The organism is Shewanella sp. 553, from assembly GCF_059338375.1.
Window position 1 is genome coordinate 2,430,069 of sequence record NZ_CM181701.1, and the last position, 19,184, is coordinate 2,449,252.

General features: G+C 44.0%; 14 protein-coding genes and 1 pseudogene. All 15 read right to left on the reverse strand.

What is annotated here, in order from left to right; all coding sequences use genetic code 11:
• Nucleotides 1-21 precede the first annotated feature (21 nt).
• The 15 genes and pseudogenes from AC5YBZ_RS10900 to AC5YBZ_RS10970 all read right to left on the reverse strand — a co-directional run bounded on the left by AC5YBZ_RS10900 (nucleotide 22) and on the right by AC5YBZ_RS10970 (nucleotide 18,987).
• Nucleotides 22-558 (reverse strand): GNAT family N-acetyltransferase, encoded by a 537-nt coding sequence (locus AC5YBZ_RS10900; protein WP_494523683.1) that lies wholly within the window; start codon nucleotides 556-558, stop codon nucleotides 22-24.
• A 14-nt stretch (nucleotides 559-572) separates the two neighbouring features.
• Nucleotides 573-850 (reverse strand): annotated as a pseudogene (locus AC5YBZ_RS10905) (peptidylprolyl isomerase).
• A gap of 100 nt (nucleotides 851-950) precedes the next feature.
• On the reverse strand, nucleotides 951-2,777 hold the full coding sequence (locus tag AC5YBZ_RS10910) for a DUF885 domain-containing protein (RefSeq protein WP_494521435.1): 1,827 nt from the start codon (nucleotides 2,775-2,777) through the stop codon (nucleotides 951-953).
• Nucleotides 2,778-3,131: 354 nt separating this feature from the next.
• Nucleotides 3,132-4,379, reverse strand: a complete 1,248-nt coding sequence (locus AC5YBZ_RS10915) for a tetratricopeptide repeat protein (RefSeq protein WP_475514275.1) — start codon at nucleotides 4,377-4,379, stop codon at nucleotides 3,132-3,134.
• Nucleotides 4,380-4,381: 2 nt separating this feature from the next.
• The gene (locus AC5YBZ_RS10920) at nucleotides 4,382-4,999 is read right to left on the reverse strand and encodes an energy transducer TonB (RefSeq protein ID WP_110456698.1); all 618 of its coding nucleotides are present in this window, start codon (nucleotides 4,997-4,999) and stop codon (nucleotides 4,382-4,384) included.
• Nucleotide 5,000: 1 nt separating this feature from the next.
• Nucleotides 5,001-5,405: an ExbD/TolR family protein gene (locus tag AC5YBZ_RS10925; protein ID WP_110456699.1), complete on the reverse strand. Its 405-nt coding sequence runs from the start codon at nucleotides 5,403-5,405 to the stop codon at nucleotides 5,001-5,003.
• Between the two features lie 13 nt (nucleotides 5,406-5,418).
• A complete protein-coding gene (locus AC5YBZ_RS10930; RefSeq protein WP_475514276.1) occupies nucleotides 5,419-5,946 on the reverse strand; it encodes a MotA/TolQ/ExbB proton channel family protein in 528 nt (175 codons plus the stop codon).
• Nucleotides 5,946-7,301 carry a MotA/TolQ/ExbB proton channel family protein gene (locus AC5YBZ_RS10935; protein WP_494521434.1) on the reverse strand — a complete coding sequence of 452 codons (1,356 nt, stop codon included), beginning with the start codon at nucleotides 7,299-7,301 and terminating at the stop codon, nucleotides 5,946-5,948. The genes AC5YBZ_RS10930 and AC5YBZ_RS10935 overlap by 1 nt, the downstream gene beginning before the upstream one ends.
• Nucleotides 7,301-8,083 (reverse strand): DUF3450 domain-containing protein, encoded by a 783-nt coding sequence (locus tag AC5YBZ_RS10940; protein ID WP_494521433.1) that lies wholly within the window; start codon nucleotides 8,081-8,083, stop codon nucleotides 7,301-7,303. Before AC5YBZ_RS10940 ends, AC5YBZ_RS10935 begins: the two co-directional genes overlap by 1 nt.
• 685 nt (nucleotides 8,084-8,768) lie before the next feature.
• Nucleotides 8,769-9,182 carry a TonB-dependent receptor domain-containing protein gene (locus tag AC5YBZ_RS10945; RefSeq protein WP_494543719.1) on the reverse strand — a complete coding sequence of 138 codons (414 nt, stop codon included), beginning with the start codon at nucleotides 9,180-9,182 and terminating at the stop codon, nucleotides 8,769-8,771.
• Between the two features lie 7 nt (nucleotides 9,183-9,189).
• Entirely contained in the window at nucleotides 9,190-11,601 is a 2,412-nt protein-coding gene (locus tag AC5YBZ_RS10950) for a TonB-dependent receptor plug domain-containing protein (RefSeq protein WP_494542902.1), read from the reverse strand.
• 992 nt (nucleotides 11,602-12,593) lie between these two features.
• Nucleotides 12,594-13,802, reverse strand: a complete 1,209-nt coding sequence (locus tag AC5YBZ_RS10955; RefSeq protein ID WP_494542903.1) for a porin — start codon at nucleotides 13,800-13,802, stop codon at nucleotides 12,594-12,596.
• A 261-nt stretch (nucleotides 13,803-14,063) separates the two neighbouring features.
• Nucleotides 14,064-16,430 carry a DNA polymerase II gene (locus AC5YBZ_RS10960; protein WP_494543720.1) on the reverse strand — a complete coding sequence of 789 codons (2,367 nt, stop codon included), beginning with the start codon at nucleotides 16,428-16,430 and terminating at the stop codon, nucleotides 14,064-14,066.
• 126 nt (nucleotides 16,431-16,556) lie between these two features.
• Nucleotides 16,557-17,162, reverse strand: a complete 606-nt coding sequence (locus AC5YBZ_RS10965; protein WP_494542904.1) for a response regulator transcription factor — start codon at nucleotides 17,160-17,162, stop codon at nucleotides 16,557-16,559.
• Nucleotides 17,155-18,987 (reverse strand): sensor histidine kinase, encoded by a 1,833-nt coding sequence (locus AC5YBZ_RS10970; RefSeq protein ID WP_494521430.1) that lies wholly within the window; start codon nucleotides 18,985-18,987, stop codon nucleotides 17,155-17,157. Before AC5YBZ_RS10970 ends, AC5YBZ_RS10965 begins: the two co-directional genes overlap by 8 nt.
• Between the last annotated feature and the right edge of the window lie 197 nt (nucleotides 18,988-19,184).

Here is a 19,184-nt window from a genome sequence, read left to right on the forward strand (position 1 = left end):
ACACTTGTGCATGATGACACGCTACAGTGGGCGCTCTGAAGCCAATAAACCGTAATAACAGTCATCCACCCAAAGATCGTCAAGCTTGTAGTTATGGCGCAAAATGCCTTCAAGTTGAAAAGCACATTTCTCTAACACCCGAGCAGAAGCACGATTGTCCTTAACACAGACGCCGACAAACTTGTGAATTTGATACTGTAAACAACCCCAGTCAATCACGGCATTGAGGCTTTCGGTTGCATAACCTTTACCATGACTCACTGGGCTGAGCATATAACCGACTTCGGCGTGGGCAAGCGTGACATTACTGGCGTAAAGACCGGTAAATCCCACGATTTGCCCCGTGGTTAACTCTTCAATAGTCAAGGTTAACCAATCACCCGACTCAAATACCCAAGGTGTTAGCCGCGATGCAAATTTATCGGCGATAACCTCAACACTATCCGGTCGGCGAACAAATTGATTCACACTAGGATCTTGGTGGATTGACAAGTAAACTTGCCAATCCTCACGTTGCAACGACCTAATCTTTAACCTGTCGGTATATAGCTCAAGCATCGTGTTGCCTCAGTTTAGCCGCGGCTGGTCACTTCAAGTAAGTGATAACCAAACTGGGTTTTAACTGGACCTTGAACTTCATTTAATGGCGCACTAAATACCACTTCGTCAAATTCACGCACCATCATGCCTGGGCCAACGAACCTAAATCACCACCTTGAGCGCCAGATGGGCAAGATGAATGGGCTTTGGCGACATCAGCAAAATCAGCGCCGTCCAGAATTTGCTGCTTTAATTGCTCGCATTGTTCTTCGCTGCTGACTAATAAATGACGTGCAGTTGCTTGTACCATGTATCGCTCCTAAAAAATGTGTCAAAAGTAAGTAAAATAAAACCCAGCAAGTATAAAACATTTGCTGGGCTTAATGAACGATGATGTTCAGCCGAGAGGATTATGCCTTGGTCGCGGCGATCCAGTGGTGGATTTTTTGCTCCATCACAGCCATTGGCAGTGAACCAGAGGTCAAAATTTGATCATGAAACGCTTTTAAATCAAACTTATCACCTAAGGCTTGTTCAGCCTCTGCGCGCAAGGCCAAAATTTTCAACTGGCCCACTTTGTAAGATAATGCCTGACCTGGAATGGCCATGTAGCGCTCGACCTCAGCAATAATATCTGACTCCGCCATTGGCGAATTATCTTTCATATACTCAATCGCTTGCTCGCGGCTCCACCCTTTGGCGTGCAGGCCAGTATCGACCACTAAACGCATAGCGCGTAGCATCTCGTCTGATAACTTACCAAAATATTGGTAAGGATCATTAAACATGCCCATCTCGATGCCTAAGTACTCCGCATAGAGTGCCCAGCCCTCTTCAAATGCGGTGTAGCCGCCAAAGCGCTGGAATTGAGGAATGTCACTAAGCTCCTGTTTAATAGCAATTTGAAAGTGATGTCCAGGAGCAGCCTCATGTAGCGAGAGAGTGGTCATGCCCCACTTCGGCTGGGCTTTTAAATTAAAGGTGTTGATATAAAATACCCCAGGACGCGAGCCATCAACGGCAGGAGCATCATAGGAGGCGCCAGCAGCAGACTGCTCACGGAAACGCTCTACTGGTTTAACAATGTAATCTGCTTTTGGCATCACATTGAAGTAGTTAGGTAGCTCAAGATTGATTTTATCTTTCAACACCATATAACCATCGATAAGCCCCTGACGATCAGTGAAAAAATATTGTGGCTCAGATGACAGTGACGCAAAAAAAGCGTTTAAATCGCCTTCAAAACCCACTTGCTGACGTACTTTATCCATTTCAGACAAGATACGGGCCACTTCAGATAGACCAACCTGATGAATTTCATCAACCGACATGGTAGTGGTGGTATGTGAGTTGGCTAAGTGTTGATACCAGACTTTTCCATTAGGGAGTGCCCACCAACCGTCACTGCCGCGGGCCATCGGCAGATAAGTGTGCTGAAAGTAGTCTGTGAGCTGGCTCAGTGCAGGTAGTAACTGCTCATCAATAAAGTGGGTATATTGCTGCGTCAGCTGTGCTTTTTCTTGTGCTGTAAATGAAGCCGGCAATTGCGCAATTGGCGCGTAAAATAGGCTTTGCTGCGGCTGGCTGACCAACTGCGCTTGCAGTTGCGGAATAATGCGCTCCACTAAGACTCGAGGCAACACCACTTTACTAGCAATGCCTTCATCCATACGAGTTTGTGCCAATTTAGTCCACTCAACGAACCCAGCTAAACGCGATAACCAATTAGTATAATCTTGCACAGTATTAAACGGTTGAGCACTTTCACCGCTGCCTAATTGCACCATGCTGATCACTGTGCTGTAAAACTGATTCATGGGCATGAAATGCTCAGGAAAGGTTTCAGAAACAAGTGCGACATTTCTGTCGTAAGAAAACATGTCATAGCTCAGTTGCAACGCTGGCGACAATGCATCTCGGTCAATGACTTTGACTTGCTTTAAGTAGCGAGTGTTTAACTCATGGCGCTGTTTTAAATAGGTTTCAGTCAATGCGCCGCCAAATTGGTCGTTATAATCATTAACTCCCACAAAAGTCGCATAAATCGGCTCAAGCTTTAGGCTGTCGTTAAAATAGTTATCAGCCAGAGCCAAATACGCTTGTTCGGCAGTTTGCGTGCTGCCACTGATAGTGGTTTGCTTAGCTGCAACAGTGGCCTGCGTGCCTTGCTGTGCCTCTGAGCAACCTACAAGGATGGTGCTCGCAGCGATAGCCATTGCGAGAATGGTTTTCTTCATTTTTATGCTTTCCTTCATATTTTGTGCAATTGCTAGTTAGTTATTTTTCAGTAGATTAATCTAAGAGGTTGGCAGCACACGACTCATTAGCCCCTCTGATTTTGGTAACTCGAGACAGTTACTTTGACCAGGCTAACCTTATGAAAATCGTTCATCGACGATAGTGTCGCCCAGTTTTACAGCGTTAACATTAGCCCTATTGTATCTATGCCCGCATATTGATGAAACCAGCAACTAACCTTAATTACTGGAATGATTTATTAAATAAACACTGAGGTAGCCACCTCAAGCAGCCGACAATTTATTTGCCCCATAAAAAAAGCCCCATGAAGGGGCTTTTTAGACTTAGAAAAGTTAAAGCGCAACGTTATAAATACGTGCCTTTTCTTTGATGTAAGCAAGATAGCTGTTAGCTGTACGTTGAGTTTTCTCGTCTTTGGCCGCTTTTAAGCACGCATTATATGCCGCTTTATACTGCTTAGTACCGAGATAAGCTAATGCCAACTCAAATTCAACCTCACCTTCACTCACATCACCCGCTGCTAGCGCGTTTTTGAGTACGGGAATCGCTTGCTTGTACTCTTCTTGCAATGTCAATAAACGTGCCTGTTTTAGGTATAACTTACCATCATTATTGATGGCAGCGGCTTTACCATAATAGGTCGCTGCCTTATCAAGTTCTTTGGCATTATGATAAAAGCCTGCCAAGATTGAGAGCGTTTTTTCATCCTGCTCAATCAGACCGCTTTTTAAATGCTTTTCATAGATTTTAGCCGCGTTGTAAGGTGACCCATTTTGCGCTAAAAGCTGCGCTAAACGGGTGATATTACCTGCGGTTTCTAAAAATCCATTCTTGTAAGCCAGATCATAGGTGGCCAACGACTTGCTGTAGTCTTCGGTTATCAAATAAAACTGCGCTAATTGTACCCAGAGACGACCATCTTGTTGGAACAATGGCACCATGGTCTCGAGCACTTTAACGGCATTTTTATAATCTTTCTTATTGAAGTAAGCAGTCAGCTTCATCTGATATAAGCCTTTATCTGGCTTATCACTGATAGAAAGACCTTTATCAACGACTTGAAGTACTTTATCCCACTCTTTAAGTTCAGAGTAAGCAATACCGATACGGCGATACACTTGTGCATCTTCCTTACAGGTAAACTCCATCCACTTATAATACTGTGGAATCGACTCTTTGAACTTCTTCTCTTGGATTAACAAATCTGCATATAAACGCAGTGTTGCACCATGATCGGTTCCACCAAGAATGTCAGCATCTACGGCCGTTTTAAGGTACTTAATCGCAGTGCCCATCTGATTCTTTTCGGCGTAAAAATTACCCAGCATACGGGCAATATAGGCCTTATCAAAATCATCACGCGGGTTGGCTTCCAGCAATACCGCAATCGCTTCGTCAATGTTGCCTTCTTGATAAGCTTCAAAAGACTTCTGCACTTTTTTAGCAGAGTTTTGACCAACAGCCTTAGACTTGCGCTTTTCAATTGGACATTTTTCTGCGGCATGTGCCACAGGCAAAACAGCCAAACTACCACCGATAGCAAACAATAGGGCAGCTGCAAGCGTATTTACTTTTTGCATCTCTATTTGCCTCCATCGAGTTTAAAGTCTAATTGAACCGTCATGCCAGGCTGTTTAAGTGCTTTACCGTCAACAATCTTTGGCTTGTATTTCCACTTCCTGAGTGCGCGTTTAGCTTCTCTGTCGAAAATACGTTTTGGGTCTGCATCAATCACTTCGATATCGTCAACACCACCGAGTTCGTTAATCGTAAAGCTAAGTTGTACCCAACCTTCTTTACCATCACGAGCTGCTGCAATTGGGTATTGTGGCTCAATACGTACAATTGGCGTGGCATCACCATCACGAGTCATCATGTTGCCTAGCTTAAAGCCCGTACTTGCTGAACCTGCCACTACACCGCTCATGTTAAATGACATATTAGTGTCAATATCAGATGAGCTATCTGGTGGCGGAGTGTCGGGCAAAGGTGGTTGCTCAGGCGGCGTAGGTGGCTTAGGTTTTACCCTAGGCTTATCCTGCACTTTTGTATCCTGTTTATCCATACTGATCTCAATTACTGGAGATTCAGTTGCGGTGTCGGCGCGTTTAGCGCCGCCACCGACCAAGAAGGCCATGAATACAAACAGGGCAAAAGTAACAGCACCACCAATTAATAATGATACTATTGCTCTCAGCATATTAATCTTTCCCCGCTGATACCGAAATTTTGTCGATACCGGCTTTCTTCACGTTGTCCATCACCTTAATAACCAGGCCATGCTCAGCTTCTTTATCTGCTTCAATCAATACAGCCGCTTCTGGTGATTCAGCTAACATACGCTCTACGTTGGCTGTTACACGTTCGATGTCGACCTGACGGTTTTCCATCTTAATCACGCCTGTCTTGCTCACACCAATAAAGATGTTTGCAGACTTCTGAGTAGTCGCTTGAGAAGCTTCAGGCTTGTTATAGTCAAGACCTGATGGCTTAATAAACGATGTTGTTACGATAAAGAAGATCAACATGATAAACACGATGTCGAGCATCGGTGTCATATCAATCTGTGCTTCTTCTTCTATACTTGAATGCTTTTTACGTGCCATGTTCAATCTCTCTCTAGTGGTGTGGCAGGCTGTCTTTTAGCTTTTCCATACTGATCTTCATTTTTGCATCAAGGCGAGTACTGAAAAATACTCCCGATAATGCAGCGACCATTCCCGCCATTGTCGGCATGGTTGCCATTGAAATACCAGCTGCCATCATACGAGCGTTACTCGTCCCATGAACTGCCATCACATCGAATACCTGTATCATACCGGTTACGGTACCTAGCAGACCTATCATCGGACAGATAGCTACTAAGGTTTTGATAATCAGCATACGAGCATTCATATCTTGTTTCGCTTGGGATACCCAAGCTTCACGGATACGGTGTGCATGCCAAGAGGTAGAGTCCTCTCTGTTATTCCATGCGGTGATAATATTGCTATGCTCTTTTGGCGCAATCAAATTGAGATACCAAAAACGCTCAAGCATTAACACCCACATTAGAAATAGCACTGCCGCAACCAACCAGAGGACGTCGCCTCCGGAGGCCATGAAGCCCCTGACGGAATCCCAGATGTCCATCAGGTATAGCATCATTACGCGTTCCTCTTCTCAGCGTGCTCGGCAACGATACCTGCACTTTGCTCTTCAAGCACTTGAACAACAGACTTGCTGCGTGCAATAACAATCGCGTGCATCAGCATTAGTGGTAATGCCGCAACTAGACCTTGTACTGTAGTCATTAGTGCCATAGAGATACCACCCGCCATAAGCTTAGGATCGCCAGTACCGAATAACTGGATGCTCTGGAACGTCGCAATCATACCGGTCACAGTACCAAGTAGACCCATCATAGGCGCGATAGCCGCAAGAACCTTAATGATAGAGATGCGAGTTTCAAGCGCTGGCGTCTCTTTGAGGATCGCTTCGTCAAGTTTCAGCTCTAAGGTCTCAACATCGACATCTTTATTGTCATGGTAAGCCTTTAACACACGACCAAGTGGGTTGTTACCTGGATTTTCAATATCTTTGCGCTGTGCATTAACTTTTGCACCAACAATATAAAGAGTAACTAAACGTTCGATAGAAATTAGCGCACCAAGTACCAATAGTGCGATAATGATGTAACCGATCGTGCCGCCCGCTTCAATGCGTTCTTCTAATGTGGCTTTCTGTGTAAATACATTGAGTAGTACACCGCGCGCAGGGTCAACAAACAATTTGTGCACACCTGACGTTTGACCTTCGAATTTTTTAACGCTTGCAACTTGCTCACCACCAGGCTGTTGAGATAACTGCTGGATAAGACGCAGATCAGGGTTATAGACAACATATTGGCCATCGGCTAATAGGTTATAGGCACCGACGCGGATCACATTAGTGTTGCTTACATTACCGTCTATACCAGTGACATCAGCATTGAATGAAACGACTTTACCTGACTCAGCCATTTCGAACAGCTGCGCTTCCCAGAACTTCTCTAACTCTTCAATTTTTGGTAGTTCTTTACGAGCACCTAATTCAGAGATAAACGCTGCACGACCAGGAAACTGAGCGCTAACGTTTGAAGATATTAGTTTGCCCGCAAAATCACCGGCCTCACCTTTAACGACACCGAACATTTCACCCAAGTCACCTTGAGCAATTTTGCGGTCTTCTTCTAACTGAGCAATTTTACGCTCGTTATCAGCAAAGGCTTGTGCTAGATCTTTACCACGTTGTTCTTCAGCAGCTAACGCGGCTTTTTCACGTTTAAGTAGTGCTGCTTTATCGCCACGTTCAGCTTGAAACTCAGCTTCACGCTTTTTGTTAACTTGAGCGGCATTAGCGCGATCACTTTGAACTTGCTTAAGCAGTTGATCAATCGTCTTAGGTGCATCAGCTGCACTGACCATTCCCGCTGTTAAAGATAGCGTTGCAGCAACGATTGCTGTAGAGATTAACTTTTTCATTATTGTGCAGCCTCCGCAGCTGGGATTGGTAACGCGAACATATCTGGAGCGCCTTGGCCACGTGCCTGGCGAATAGCTTTAGTTATGTTACGCAGATAGCTATCTTCTAGCTTATCCCATGCTTTTGTCTCTGGATTGAACATCCACGCAGACTTTTGGTCTAGGCTTTGTGCGTAATAGCCAACACGACCAAAGTTGATGAAATCAACTAGAATCTCTTTGCTATCAAGCTGCAACTTACCCGTTTCAACATTCAACTTTGAACCGTATTCGCGTTCGATATTGTATGCATCAAGAATAAGGCGATATTTTTCTGCAAGCGTCACGTTTGCAGTATTAAGCGTCTCACGTAAACGCTCGATACGAGCCTGACGAACTTCTTGATTGAAAGGCAAATCTAAAGCAACAAACTGCTCCAGCGCATCAACCATTTTAAACATTAATGGCACAACACCTTGACGTAACTTATCAACACCATTGATGTCTTCTTGAATAAGTTTCATCGTCGCTTCTTGGTCTGCGACCAAACCAGCAACGTAATCATTATATGATTTTGTTGATTCACGCGTATCAGCGACTTGGCCATATTCAAATGCCATGTCTTGTGCCTGATCGTAGAATTTATCAACTTTCTTTTGAGATGCTGCTGCATCAGAATGAATTCTCGCATCCGCTTTCTGTACATCAGAAAGTGGATCGGCAACCACTAAGTTACTGCCTGCTAAGGCCAGCGCGCCTACGAGCGCTGTAGCGATTTTAGTTCTATTGCTTACCTTGGACATAGTTCCCAACCAATTTGAAGTGAAAATAAAAAGTTTAACCTAGTAGCAACATGGGTTTCTGCTTATCTTGCTAGAATGACGTTGCTATAAGTGTGTATTTCTCTTGTGATTGTTAGTTATTATCTTCCCTCTCTACACTATACAGAGTGCAGACCCGCTGGCATCATTTCACAAAATGTTGACCGATGTCAACATTTCGAAAGCGGTAGAACTGTGTGAAAAGGCGATTACAGGGCTAAATTTACATAAGATGAGCTTTTTCAACTAACTCCTTTTGGTAGGTATTACATTTACAGGCTAGTAGACATAAAAACCTCAAACATAAACCATTGAAAATAAGCAACTTTAACTAAAGCGCGACACAACGCTCAACACGAAACAAAAAGGTAACAAATGGAGAGCAAAAAAGATTTTGAGTGTCCATTTGTTGCACAGACATTACAGCTAGTTAACTGCCATGATTCATTTTGACGTATTTTTCATAATACCCCATGACGCAAAATCGGTTTGAATAAGAAGAGGAGTATCGCAAAACAGACTTTTAGTAAAATAAGAGTCTTTGACTATAAACTATCTAAGTCTGAGGACATCAACCATGAATGATTCATGGCTTACAGTTAAATTGTAATAAAAAGGGCAATGTTTCCATTGCCCTTTTTTATCTATTATTTACGTAAGTGAAATATTAAAACTTCACACTCACACCAGCATAGAAGTTACGACCAGTGACATCATAAGCTTCTGACGCAGTATTGATACCAGTACCGCCATTGTTAGTGCCTTGCGGTAGCATCGGAGGCTTCTTATCAAATAGATTTCGAATACCAACAAATGCTTCCACACCATTGTTGAAGTTATAACGGGCATTGATGTCGTGATAAACTACAGCATCAATTTCATTACCTACACTAAGAGCTTCACCAGTATAGAAGTTTACGTTATTGCCATCGACTGAATCGACAACTTTATCCCAGTAACGCATGCGCCATGACAAATCTAAATCATCTAAACCGTAAGATAAGTTCAAGTTAGCTCTGTGTTCTGGAGTTAAAACTTCACCCACATAGTCAGTTGCCTCACCGCTTTCAATACCAGTAATTACGTATTCAAAAGTGTAGTTCCAAACTAATTGTGTACGGAATGTACCTGGACTCTAAATCCATAGCAAAGTTAACTTCTGTATCTAAACCAGATGTATCAATTTGGTTTTCATTGCCAGTACCTGAATTAACTGCTGTTAAAGCACCATCTTCATTACGTACAGCGTTGCCAGCACAATTAGGATCAAACTGACCTGGTGCGACATCAAAACAACGGCGCATCACAGTAGAGCGACTAGTAGTAGAAATCGCATCATCAATAGCAACGTTATAATAATCTAACGTAATAGATAAGCTATCAATTACCTGCCAAATAGCACCGACACTGTATGTTTCTGCAGTTTCAGGCTCTACATTAGGACTACCACCGATAGTGCCGCCTGTACCTTGAATTTCTGTTTGTGTTGGTTCAAAAGCACCATCAGCAGCAATTCGGTCGCTAATCGCTTGGATTGAACGACAGTTTTCAGCCACATTACCAGCCGTTGTCGCAGTGACACCAGCACAAGGGTCAGAGACCGCAGCAAATGTTTCACCGCGACCAGAATACAGGTCGGCAATATTTGGAGTACGTACTGCTGTTGCAGCAGAAGCGCGCAGGCTCAACGACTCAATCGGTGTAAACTTAACACCCGCATTCCATGTAAAATCGCCACCAGTGATATTATGTTCACCATAACGTCCAGCAAGGTTAAGCTCTAAAGTATCTAGAATTGGAAAAGCAGCCTCTGCATAGATATCTTTAGTGATTAACTTACCATACGTTGGTTCAGACTTATTGGTGCTAGATGCACCGATCTGTGCCATGTCGCCAGGGCTGTAACTGCCAGTTTCTTCACGGTATTCAGCACCAACAGCTAATCCCATTAAGCCACCAGGAAGTTCGAGTGGTAATTCACCAGTGAAGGTTGTTGAAAGAACAAACTGCTCAGCCTGACCAGCCGCTTTCGCTGGAACAAACACGAAATCTGCAGCTTCAGGAGTAATTGTGCCTTCACCAAACATATTAAGTGGAACACACCCTTGCAACACAGCATAAGGATCTGCACATACAAGGTTTCCATCACTATCTTCGATAACGTTTAATGCCATATTGGCTCTATCTACGTTTACCTGACCGCCATTTTCTTGTAGCTGATCCGTTTTACCCCAGCTTAAATAGGTATTATTAGCCCATGAATCATTTATAGCCCAATCAAAACCTGTTGCAACTCGAATAGTATTACGTTCAACATCTGTTGAGCGAGCACCTAGTTCAACCATTCTGCGAACAAATGTGGTTTGATTTAAGTTAGTAACACCTGCAGCGATCAACTGTGAACGCAATGCTTCAGGGATTAATGGATTATTCACATCCATACCGCCTACACCATTACGATCTTTAAGCCAAATGTCATTTACAACATCTAACGGAGTTGGTTCGATAGTAGAACCAATTGTTTTACTCGAGTTCCAGTTTAATTCACTAAAAAGAGAGATACTGTCATTAAGTTCATGGGTCAACCCTGCAGCCGCATATTTACGCTCCAAGGGAGTAACAAGCTGACGATAAGCAGCACGATTAAATGTTCCACTAAAAGGAGTGCCATCAGCATTCAATCGAATGGTTTTCCCATCTTGATCTTTAAACTGAATGCGGCCTTGTGGAGGATATGAAGATTCAACGGGACCAATTACCTCATTACCTTCATCATCAGTTATCCATGCAAGATCCTGATTTGAGAAGTCACGATCTGATGATTTTAAACCGTCATCTTCATCGTAACCAAGTGACAACCAAGCATTGCCACCATCCCAATTACCACCAGTCGTTAAACTGAAAGTACTTGTATTTCGGTCGCCCTCACCGGAAACTCCAGCTTGCGCATTAATGTCAACGCCTTCAAAATCTTTACGAGTAATAATGTTAACAACACCTGCAACGGCATCTGAACCATAAGTAGCAGAAGCTGCACTCTTTAAAATTTCGATACGCTCAACCATCGACGTTGGAATGGAGTTCAAATCAACAGCATAACCACTAGAGGGTGATACGCCTGATACAAACCGTCGACCGTTAAGTAAAACGAGTGTTCGTTCTTCGCCTAAATTTCTTAATGCTGTCGTATTTAAACCAACACTTGTTGTCGAGAAAGAGCTATTTGATTGATCTGAGCCCGCAAATGCAACTGGTGATTGATTTAGAACATCAGCAACATTAATAGCACCTGTTTGAAGAATATCGTTACGTGACAGGACAGTGATCGGAGTCGGAGTTTCGAGATCATTACGCTTAAGGCGAGAGCCGGTAACTTCGATACGTTCTACGTCAGCAGTCTCATCTGCAGCAAAAACTACCGGTGCGGTAAAAGCTGTTAATGCAGCGCCACTAACTAGTGCAAAACGCACAGAGTTAGCCAATAGGCTATTTTTATACATGTTGTTTCTCCCTGGACTTCATTTTTTTATTACGAATATCTAATCCAATAACCCAAAACTACATTACTGGTTAAATTTCTAGGTAAGATGAAACCACAAGAGAAACACTTGCGCAACAATTTAAACTCAATTTTTACAAACCAAAGACTGAAAGCTGAATTTATGCACATTTAAACTGAAATATTTTATAACCCTGTTTCTTATCATAACCCGTAAATCTTTGTTATTCCTGTGCAGCCCACAAAAATAATACTAAATTTATCAAGGGTATAAATTGGCATTATCAACTCATCTTTCTCCAGTAACACGTAAACGCTAAATTAGATAATTAAACTAAAGCAACACTCTAACTTGAATGTTACAAAAGACTCAAAAAGCAAATGGAAGAAAAACCTTACTAATTATATGGTTTGTAATTTTTGTCATACTTAAAGCTAAGCCATGTAGACTATTATCATTAAATATCTGTACAGACCAACCACGCCATTGTTGTTTTTAATCAGATTGAAAAATATAAAAAATATATCACTCGACCGTCACGAATATCATCAGCATGAGTGTGTTATAAAGCGGATATTTTTACGTTTAGAAGAAGCTATGTAACGCTACATTATTCATTGCTCCGCCCCTCCTTCAACCAAAGCTTCTCTTAATCACTTGCGACTAATCGTAAACAATAAGTTACAGTTTCGGCTGGGAAATTAATAACTAAAACATTACTTCAGAATGCCTTAATGCTAGAGCAAGGAATACTGACAAAAGAAGTGGGTAAAATAGCCGGATAAAATAAAAGATCCAAAAATCGAGCACAGAGCGTTAATGCGAGTGATAGCAAAACGGTAAGCGATTGCTCATTATCAAAACGACTATTTTTGAGCGAGTAACCAGACAACTACCAAAAAAGTCATGTAAAAACGCTGTGAGCAGTCAAATAAAAAGCGCTTCATAATGAAGCGCTTTTTATATCTAGATGACGAGGTTAAACCGTCAACTTATAGTGTGTAGCGAATACCGATCGCGATACCATCATCTTCAGATAGTGACATTCTTGCTTCTTGCTCTTTATCTGCACTGGTGAAATCACTGTAATCTTTACGACCTTCGATATAAAGCACAGTATTGTTATCCCACACATAATGCAAACCAACAACCACAAACTGACGCTTAAATACATCGTTAGGATCGGCATTGAAGTTAGGTTGGATAACATAGTCATCGCCAGCATCTAAGATGTTGTACGATACAAATGGACGCAGACCATTGTCGAAGGTGTAAGAGAATAAACTTTCTACACCCCACGCATCTTTGATTAAGCGACCGATATTGTCGGTATCATGGTTTTCTTGCTTATTGACATTGGCCGCCGCATAGAAACCAGCATCATCGAAGTTGCCCCAAGTCACACCGGCACCATAGATAAGATCAACTGCCGTCGTTTGTTCACCATTACCAAAACGGACGTCAAACTCACCACGGTTTACACCGGCAGTCAGAGTTAATTTATCCGTTGCTGCATACGTGATTGCACCACCGTAAGTGTAGTTAAACTCCACTTGCTGAGCCGCTCTGTCACCACTTGCCCAAAGTGCTTCACACGCTTCTTCAGAGATATTATCTGAATCACAGGTATAGAAACTGCTATTTTTTAACTGGGCTTGTACAGCAAAGCTGACATCACCAAATGAGTTACGGTATTGAACCGTTTTATCACCACGGCCTACACCGTTTACAGCACCATCATCTTTGTTATAGGTGTATACACCTGCGGTATTTCCATCCCAAACAAAGCCATAGTTTGTGCTATAGACCACATCGTACCAAGCACCCCATTGCTTACCAATGGTTAAGGTACCGTAGGTGTCGTGAGCGATGCCGACATAACCTAGACGGTTATAGAAAAACTCATCCTGAACAGATTCAAAACGGTTGTTATAGACAATATCGCTATTACCAACTGGATTTACGCCCCATTCCAATTTAGTGAACGCTTTCCAGCCATCACTCATATCACGAGTAAAACCGAAGTTAATACGTGACGCGCCATTAACAACCTCTGTTTCACCTTGAGTGTTAATAACTCGGGCGTCAATATAACCACCAATTTCGACAGCATTTTTATCGTCTTTATAGATTTCGATAGCTGATGCTGCTGGTACAAAAATGACAGCCGCTAATGCTGTTGCTATTAAACTCTTTTTCATGTGTTGGCTTAACCTTTAATTATGTTCAGTTTGCTGTTAACTTTTCTGTGCTAACTTTTAATGTTAACTTTAATGCTACATTCCGTTGCTTTATTTCACTCCACTTTCAAATTTAGACTACCAAAAGATCGCTAGTCGCTCAAAGCTGAATATCACATAAATTGCAGTTTTATTGCACCCAAATAGCAAATGAAACCATAGCAACCAAAGCCCAAAACACCCTATTAACACTAGGCGTCAACCCCATTAAAATCAACCCAACTAAATTAACGTTAACTGTTTTGAGGTTAACTCAGTGAAACTAGAATCAACAATGGTAAGGATGGGATCAGAAATAGGCGCGATTTGCTTATCCAGATAATACTGGTAATCAATATTACCCTGGTAACATTGCCTTGGTTCTGCCCCATTTGTTGTCATCAAATACTCCACCTTACACCCTCGCTTACCAAAACGAGATTCACCACTTCGTTCACACCACAAAGTGGCCGCTTTAACATGCGGCGCTGATTTTGCCGTATAGTCTTCTATGTTGCGGCGTAATCGCTTAGAAAACACTAACAGTTCGTCTAACTCGCCATTCTGCAGTGCCATAACCATAGTTTTTAAGTATTCGACCACATCTTGCTTAGTAAACAACCGATGATAAAGTTCAGCTTGTATCTGCCGCGCTAACGGACTCCAATCACTCCTTACCTGCTCCATGCCCTTAAAAACCAGCTTTAGCTCACCGTTTTGCTGGGTATAAGCCCCCACATAACGTTTTTTTGAGCCTTCTGATGAACCACGTAATGTCGGCATAAAAAATTGCTCAAAGTGTCGTTCATACTCCAATTCGAGATAACAGGCTAAATTATAGTCACGCTTTAGCAATTGCTGCCATTTTATATTGATTTTTGTCACCAGAGAGCGCGCAAAGTCATCGATATGATCAATTGAACTCACATCGGTTACATGCACAAAAGTAGAGTCGGTGTCACCGTAGATCACCGTTAACCCCATCTCTTCGAGCCACCGACGGGTTTGTTTCATGATCTCATGCCCACGCAGGGTAATAGAGCTAGCCAACTTTGCATCATGAAACACACATCCCCGCGATCCCAATACCCCGTATAAGGAGTTCATGATGATTTTTATCGCCTGTGACAAGGGGGCATTGGCCTCTAGCTTAGCTTGCTCACGCTTAGTGGCTAGCTCCGCCACTAAGTCAGGTAAAATAGGCGCATTACGGCTAAAACGCGCGCCTAAAAAGCCTGCAACGGTATCGGTATCGCTCATCGCCAGCCCTTCGATTAGCCCTTTAGGATCAATTAAAAAGGTGCGGATGATAGAAGGATATAAGCTCTTAAAATCGAGTACTAAAATATGCTGATAAAGCCCGGGGATAGAATCCATCACATAACCGCCAGGGCTCTCTATGCCATCACTGGCTGGCTCACTTGGCGCTACATAGCCGGCGCGATGCAGATGCGGTAAATAGAGATGATTAAACGCCGCGACAGAGGCCCCTACTCGGCCAAACTCCAAACCTGTTAGTCTTGAACGCTCAAGGGCAAACTCTGTCAGCGATGTTTTTTGAAAGATGTCCCACACCAGGCGGCTATCTGTGATGTTGTAATAGGCCAACGCCAGCTTATCTTCTTCAAATAAGGCGGTGATCTCCTCGCCCCGATTGGCCACATTATCAATCGCTTTGCCTTCATCAAGCAGCTGACGAGATACATTGTCTAAAGCATAACTATCAAACTGATAAAATGCGGCCTTGAGCCAATCGATACCATCGAGCACCACTCGCCCGGGAAGCACCAAGGTTTCAGGACGAAACTTACCTTCCACCTTCCACGTTAATAACTGATGATGTCGCCCCAGATTAAGCGGAATTTGATGATGAGCGGCCCTGCGATACAGTAAGGCTAAATCGAATGTGACCACGGCCCATCCAATAATAATGTCGGGATCAAAGCGAGCAAACCAGTTAATCAGCGCGATAATCAGCGCCGCTTCATTATCTACCCATTCAATATTGGTTACGTAGCTAGCATCCAATGGAGGATTAACGCCCTCACCATCGCCCACCATAATAACTAACTCAATCGCCTCGCCATCATTATCCTTGCCATATAAGCCAACGCTATACAGCTCGCCACTCATTGAGCATTCAAAGTCCAAAGACACGATTGAAAGTGTGACATCAATATCGGTACGGCGAGCTCGATGCCCGATAACCGTCTTGATACTCTCATTTGGCACCAACTCAGCAATAAACTCCACATCTAGGGCGATAAAACGCTCAATGAGATAGCGTTGCTCAGGGCGAATATCAGCTTCGTGCAGCACTATTCCTAAGTCGGTCGCCTCTCTCACTAACTGACGAAAGCTTTGGCTGTTACCACAGTAAAGCGCCGTTACCGCTTGATGGTCAAAGGTCTTTAGTGTCAGCGCTTCGGTTCGTACAGACAGGTGCGCTAAAGGCGATAACAGCTGAGCGACATCTTGGGTGCGACAAAAGCAGACTCGCTCACTGTCGTTAATCACCACACGTATGGGGCCATCGAGGGTTTTGAGATAATAATGCAGGGCGTTGCCCACATGATGGCGGGTCAATATTCGGCCTTTAATCGATTGCATCGCAGCAGAGGTTGAGCTGGTAGGCTGAAGTGTGGCAGCGCTGGGTGTTACAGATTGAGATGTCACGTAAGGTGGCCTGTCATTGTTTAAATGCGCCAAAATTAAAGCGGTAAATCGATGCAGCTGTCACGAATGCAGCACACCATAAATATAGGCGAGTTCTGCCACGGTTTTGGCGGCAAATTTTTTCAATAAACTGGCGCGGTGCACTTCAACGGTTCGCATCGCAATACACAGCTCATCGGCAATTTTTTGATTGCGTTTGCCGGCAACAATTAACCCCAAAATACCTTTCTCACGCTCGGTTAATGAGCGATATGCATCGATACTGGCCAATTTATCCAGCTGTTGCATTGAGGTTTCCAAGGCTTGGTTAATCGCTGCCACCAGCTGATCGGCATTGACTGGTTTTTGAAAGAAGTTGACCGCCCCAGCTTGCAGCGCATCAACGGCCATTGGCACATCGCCATGACCAGTTAAATAGATCACCGCCAGCGGACTTTGATTATCGCGTAAATATTGATGCACTTGCTGACCGCGCAGCACAGGCATACGACTGTCTAATATCACGCAGCCTGGCTGCGTCACCGTTACACTGTCAAGAAATTGCTGACCATCGGTAAACACTGCAACATTAAATTCATACTCATCGAGTAAAAACGCCAAAGACTCCCTGACAGACAGGTCATCATCGACAATATACACGGGTAAGTTAGTCAGGCGATCATTCATGGGGTTTACCACTCACAGGGATAACAATGGTGACTTTACAGCCGTGAGGCGCAATAGGGCTCAAACTCATTTGCCCAGCATGATCTTCTATCACATCACGGCAAATTGCTAGTCCTAACCCTAACCCTTGTGTTTTGGTGCTCACAAAAGCCTGGGTCACATCGGCGTGTTCTGGTGAGATACCAATGCCGTTATCGCTAACCGTTAAAGTTAAAACGTTAGCCTGATAATGGCTCTCAATGACGATTTCTGGCTGCCAAGTCACATCAATGTGCTGCGCACTCACGCAAGCATCAATGGCATTAGTGACGAGGTTAACTAACACTTGCTGTAAGCCTATCGGGTCGACATAACACAATGGCAATGACGCCTGCAGTGACAAGCGGTATGGGATCTCAAGCTTAGTCAGCCGAAAATCAAGCAGCTCCATAGTATCACTAATCAGTTGATTAATATCGGTATAAGCCTTTTCTGCCGCATGCTTTTTAATCATGGTTCGCAGCCGCCGCACTATGCTGTCGACCCGCTCCACCTGATGTTGAATTTTTTCAAGTACAGGCACCAGATCCTCAAGCGGACGCTGCTTAGCGATACGCAATAACCCCGCTTCGGTGTAATTTCTTATCGCCGCCAAAGGTTGATTAATTTCATGGGCGACACTGGTGCCCAGCTCACCCACGATGGCTATTCGCTGGGCATGCTCGAGCAGCTCGCCATTGTGTTTAAGCCGGTGTAGCGCCTGCTCTAACTGCTTTTTATTACGGTTAAAACAGTACTCTAACCAAAAGTGGTAGCCATTAAGCAGCACTAAAGTCACCAACAGCAACCAGCCCCATTGCTGATTATCCTCTAGCCAGATAAACGCCTCTTGCCACCAAGGCAGATGCAAGGGATGCATGTTCAGTTCTTGATACAACTTATCGATAGTTAACAGGCTCACCGGCGATGTCCAGCCTGACGCTCTGGCGGCAATGGCCGCCTTGCTGTCAGCGGGCATTGCCAATAGGGCTTGGGACATCTGTTTTGCTAATTCGTTTGAAGCGCGCTGGGTCTTGGCAAATGACCAATTAGGATAAAGCTCACTGGTCACTTGGCATGGAAAGTGGGCCGGCGAGCGAGACTGGATCACCCGATAGTTAGCCTCGAGTAATCCATCTGTCACCATGCTTTCTAATAAACAGGCTGGGACCACGGCGGCCTCAATATGCTTATCGCGTAACTGATACAAACTGGCATCGATGGGGAAGCCTAAAAAGCGTACACGAGAAAAAAACGCATTGGCATTAAAGCCCTGGCTAATTAAATGATGGCGCAAACTTAAATAGCCACCAAAGGCGTTACTGGCCACGGCAGAGACGGGCTTGCCATAAAGCTGCTCAAAACTGTAATAGGGTGAGTCACCGCGCACCACCAGCGCCGAGCCAATGCTGTTGGTTTGACTCTCATCGGTGGGGCTGGTCATGGTTGCCAGCCAAGAGAGATCAAATTGCCGCCCAAGTTGCACCGCTTGCCCGGGGTTAGTGACCACAAAATCGACCTTGAGCTGCTCAACGGCTTGAGCCATTTCATCCAACGTTAGCGGATGCAACATAAAACGCGTGTCAGCAATATGCGACTCTAACCAAGCCATGGTTGGCTGCCAGCGATTACGCGCCGCCGCCTTACCACGAGTGGCTAATACCGCAACATCGATCACTTGCCCCGCAGCCGGCTGACTAGCCTCAGCGATGTCAATGTTGCGCTGCACTACGACTTGGCTCGTTATCCTATCACTCGGCATTGCCGCCAGCGAAAAATGAAGACCAGCGCATATAACCCCACTCATGACGAGCCACAATGTGCAATTAAATAGCGCTCTTTTACATGGGGATATTAAGCATCGCCTCAAGGTCATCCTCTCCTGTTTAAGTATTATATCTTCTTAATTATTAGAGATATATCACCCTATAGCGGTCACATAACTTGTTCTAGATCAATATTGATCTGGGTATGTGGAAATCCACAATATCGCCACTGATGTGA